The 3,778-nt window shown below is 36.8% G+C and carries 5 protein-coding genes and 1 pseudogene; 3 read left to right on the top strand and 3 right to left on the bottom strand.

The genetic code is table 11. The features are described from left to right. Positions 1–110: pseudogene (locus tag L2764_RS26210) on the top strand (IS200/IS605 family transposase); the annotation flags it as partial. Positions 111–305: 195 nt separating this feature from the next. Then, positions 306–437 carry a hypothetical protein gene (locus L2764_RS27945; RefSeq protein ID WP_283107185.1) on the top strand — a complete coding sequence of 44 codons (132 nt, stop codon included), beginning with the start codon at positions 306–308 and terminating at the stop codon, positions 435–437. A gap of 537 nt (positions 438–974) precedes the next feature. Here the strand turns inward: L2764_RS27945 and L2764_RS26205 are convergent. Both L2764_RS26205 and L2764_RS26200 read right to left on the bottom strand, forming a co-directional pair. Further along, positions 975–1,733 carry an MFS transporter gene (locus L2764_RS26205; protein WP_248943285.1) on the bottom strand — a complete coding sequence of 253 codons (759 nt, stop codon included), beginning with the start codon at positions 1,731–1,733 and terminating at the stop codon, positions 975–977. Next, positions 1,616–2,275, bottom strand: a complete 660-nt coding sequence (locus tag L2764_RS26200; RefSeq protein WP_248943284.1) for an MFS transporter — start codon at positions 2,273–2,275, stop codon at positions 1,616–1,618. The genes L2764_RS26205 and L2764_RS26200 overlap by 118 nt, the downstream gene beginning before the upstream one ends. A 671-nt stretch (positions 2,276–2,946) precedes the next feature. Here L2764_RS26200 and L2764_RS26195 point away from each other — a divergent pair. Next, entirely contained in the window at positions 2,947–3,249 is a 303-nt protein-coding gene (locus L2764_RS26195; protein WP_248943283.1) for a hypothetical protein, read from the top strand. Between the two features lie 88 nt (positions 3,250–3,337). On the opposite strand, the gene L2764_RS26190 is transcribed toward L2764_RS26195, so the two are convergent. Continuing rightward, the gene (locus L2764_RS26190) at positions 3,338–3,517 is read right to left on the bottom strand and encodes a hypothetical protein (RefSeq protein ID WP_248943282.1); all 180 of its coding nucleotides are present in this window, start codon (positions 3,515–3,517) and stop codon (positions 3,338–3,340) included. Between the last annotated feature and the right edge of the window lie 261 nt (positions 3,518–3,778).

The raw sequence follows: 3,778 nt of genomic DNA, 5'->3' as shown, positions 1-3,778 counted from the left end.
GGGGTTACTATGTTTCTACGGTTGGTTTGGATGAGGAAATGATAAAAGAGTACATACGAAACCAAGAAAAAAATGACATTCATCGGGATCAATTAAAACTCGGAATGTAGATAGTGCCTTGGGCACGGACTTAAGCCCTTTTAGGGCGTCACCCAAATAAGCCTCCGGCTTTGCCGGAGGTAAGTTAACTTGCCGTCACTCGAGGTAATCCGTCTTGGGGATCGCTTTTTACCAGTGTTTTTGATAGCAGCAATTCAACGTTCACTCAATTGGCTGCAATGTTGAATCAAACATTTGATCCGTTTATGAAGTTTCCTCATCCTGAGCTGGCTTCAAAATATCGTTTGTCTCAATCTTTATCTGATATACCTGGTGCTGTACCTAGGTCTATGGGGAGTCGAGTGGATTTAGCTCCTCAATCTCGCTCTATCTATTGATGTTGAGTGTGGTATTGAACCCACGTCAAAGTGTCGAATCAAGTCAAGTAATAACAAGATTAAACCATCATTTATTGATATACATCATCTTGTCAGTAAAGACCTTCAAAGATAATTCAACGTGCATGTGGCACCTTTTGGTCAGGTAATGTCAACTTGCCGCCCAACGCTGAATCATCATTTAGAGGAGTATGCACAAATGCTCCTAAATTGTGGGGTGTCGGTGATGGATGTTCTGGGTTGGTTAAAGCGGCATATGTGCTAAGTCAGTGGCCAGTGCACAAAGGACTAGAACAAATGCAGGCAATAGTGACAGATTATAATGATCACGATGCCATGGGATATACTTGCTTTACAGTACTTGTTGGTATCTAAGTATAACTTAATGATTTTGTTGGTATTTATCTATTGCTTGTCGTACTTGTAAAAATAGAGACATAAAAATCGGTTACAACAGATGTCGTGACCGATTATAGGGTGTTAGAAAGACTGTTTAATGAGTTAAAATGATAGATATTAACTCAGTGAGGATGAGTATTATTTCATTGGTAAATCAGAAATAAGGTGATTGGATTGCAATATTGCTTGTACATCATCATTTGCCTCTTTTTTGAAAGAGGGAATAAAAAATGAAGTAAAGAGACCAATGAGTAATAATATCAACATAAAATATCCCAAGAAATCAGGATTAATATCCGTGAGTGTGGTTGCAATCACAGGACCGAAACCGCATAAAGTGGTACCGACACTATAGGCAAAACAGCAGCCTGTGGCTCGAACTGGCCGAGGGAAAAGTTCAGAAAAATAGGGCGTAACCATACTCACAATCCAAGAAAGCATGAAAGACATTAAGAGTAAACCTAGCGTAATACTCTTGATCCCATTGCCTGTTAAAAGTGCAAGTAATGGAAATAAAAGTAAAATAAAGATTAACCAGCCAGTGATCAGAAAAGTCTTTCGATTTACAAGGTCTGATAGGTAGCCCATTATAGGCACTAAAATGCAACCCAGTAACAGTGAAAGAGAGTTAATCATTAATGTTTGCGGTAAAGTGAGTGTCGTAAAAGTAGTGATATAAGTCACAAAATAGGTGGTGATCAAAATATAGAGAAAGCCATAAACTGAGACTAAAATGGTGACGAGTGTGAATATGCCTCGATGTTCTCCCCATAGAAGGCTTAAGCCACTGCTGCTATCCGATGCTTGAGGTTTATCTGTGGATGAACCCTTATCTTTATGTGCAAAATAGACTTGGAAACACAATAAAATACCACCCAGTAAAAAGGGATCCTCCAAGCGAAATCACTCCAATTGGAAGGTGATAAATCAAGCACTAATGAACTGGTCGCAGAAGCTAATAAAAAACCTGCTGTCCCCACACTATAAACAATTCCAGTATAAAACCCCTTATGTCGAAGGGCGTTATTTTCAGATGTGATCACTAATAAATTGCCATATTGTCCTCCTGCCGATAGCCCTTGAATAATTCTGATCAATAACAATAAAATGGGGGCTGCGATTCCAATAGTGGTGTAACCCGGCAGAAAAGCACAAAGAATGGAGGAGATCCCCATGATAATCACAGATAAATTCATGGCATAGTAGCGACCAATACGATCCCCTAAACGACCAAATAGCCATCCTCCAATAGGACGAGATAGATAACCAATTCCAAAAGCAGAAAAAGCCAAAAGCAGATCAGTCTGCTTATCGCCAGTATTAAAAAAAACCTCGCCAATGACTGAAGCAAAATAACCAAATAGACAAAAGTCGTACCATTCTAAAGCATTGCCTAAAGATAGCCTGAAAAATTGTTTGATTTTACGTGGGTTACTCATTATTCTTTAAAACCTTATTAGTATTAATGGATAAATTAGTGGTGCGCTCACTAAAATAAAATTGAATCTTGTTCTCAAATTTGTATATTCTTTTGAAAAATAACAAGATGAATGTTGTTAAACCATAAAAGTGTTAGTGGTTCAGCACAAAAGCGCGCAGGTAAAATTAATCCAGAGTCTCGCTGAACCAGAGATATTAAATATGGCATTTTTACTTTGGTTTTAAGAATGTTCTCTTCGTACTACCTATGTATTAACTAATTGTTTTTATAGGCGCTAATGAAAAAGGAGCCTTTTGTAAGCTCTTACTATATGTTCATTTTAAAATAATTATTTAAACAATCACCAAAATCCATAAAGTATGTGTAAAACTCATTGTAGCACTCTTTATATTTCCTTATTGATGTTAATCAATATACATAAGTTATTGTTAAAATTAAGTGTTATCTGGTTTGAGTCACCTTTGTTATGAAGATTTCTTGTGAATTTTAATCGTACCATGCCTTGTTTAGGAGTTATTCATAATGGGGCTGAGGCGCTTTTTACAGTCTTGAAAAGGGGTGGCTGTTGTTCAACAAAGTAAATTCACCTTTTGTATGCTTACATTTAATCATGCGATTACGTTTAGGTCATTTTTAGGTGAGTAAATTTATTATAGAGGAGGCAATAACATGAAAACCATTTGTATGATATTACTACTGATAGTCAGCAGTATGTCTTATTCGGTGTTTGCTCATCAGGGGAATGGGAAGGGATTACCGCCGGGTCTGCAAAAGAAGGTTGATCAAGGTAAGCCTTTACCCCCTGGTTGGCAGAAGAAATTATCGAGAGGGGAGATATTGAGTCAAGATCTTTATTTACGTGGGAGTATTGTGGTGCCGTTGAACAATCATGGTGTCATCTCGATTCAAATACAAGGGACGGTGATAGAGCTTTATCAGGCATCACGGCAAATTATTAATATATTTAATTGATTTTTATATGTATCTTATAAGCGAACCATTATTATATTTGGTATTGTAACCTACAAGGTTCGCTTTTTTGTCGATTTATTTAATAGGGTTATTTTACTTTGATGGTTGGATCAAACCAGTAATCTCGAACATAGCCTGGATAGTTGACACGTAAGCCTAGCGTATATTGTATTCTTGCATCATCCAAGGATAACGTACTTTGTAATGCTTGCACAGCCATGTGTGGATCTTGTATTTCATTGTCGTCTTTTAGTACCGCATTCCACATTTTCCAATTTTTCCAAACAGAATATGGTTGGGCAACAGAATTATTATCGTATGAAAAACCGTTCCACCTACTCGTTCTAAATGTTAAAATTAAAGTGAGTATATCTTGCATTTAATTTTAATAGATCGAGTATAGGGATGATGTCTATGGGATTATAAGTGCTTAACTAAAAGTTATCGTATATTTTGATGGATAGTTGTCCATGATATTTTTTACACTCTCTTTGAGTGCATCAAAAGTGATAAAGTCATGGCAAGATAA

Origin of the sequence: Shewanella surugensis, from assembly GCF_023284005.1 — a bacterium.
In the GTDB taxonomy this organism is placed as follows: Bacteria; Pseudomonadota; Gammaproteobacteria; order Enterobacterales; family Shewanellaceae; genus Shewanella; species Shewanella surugensis.
The sequence above is the reverse complement of the archived record's forward strand: the minus strand, read 5'-3'. Positions and strand labels throughout refer to the sequence as shown.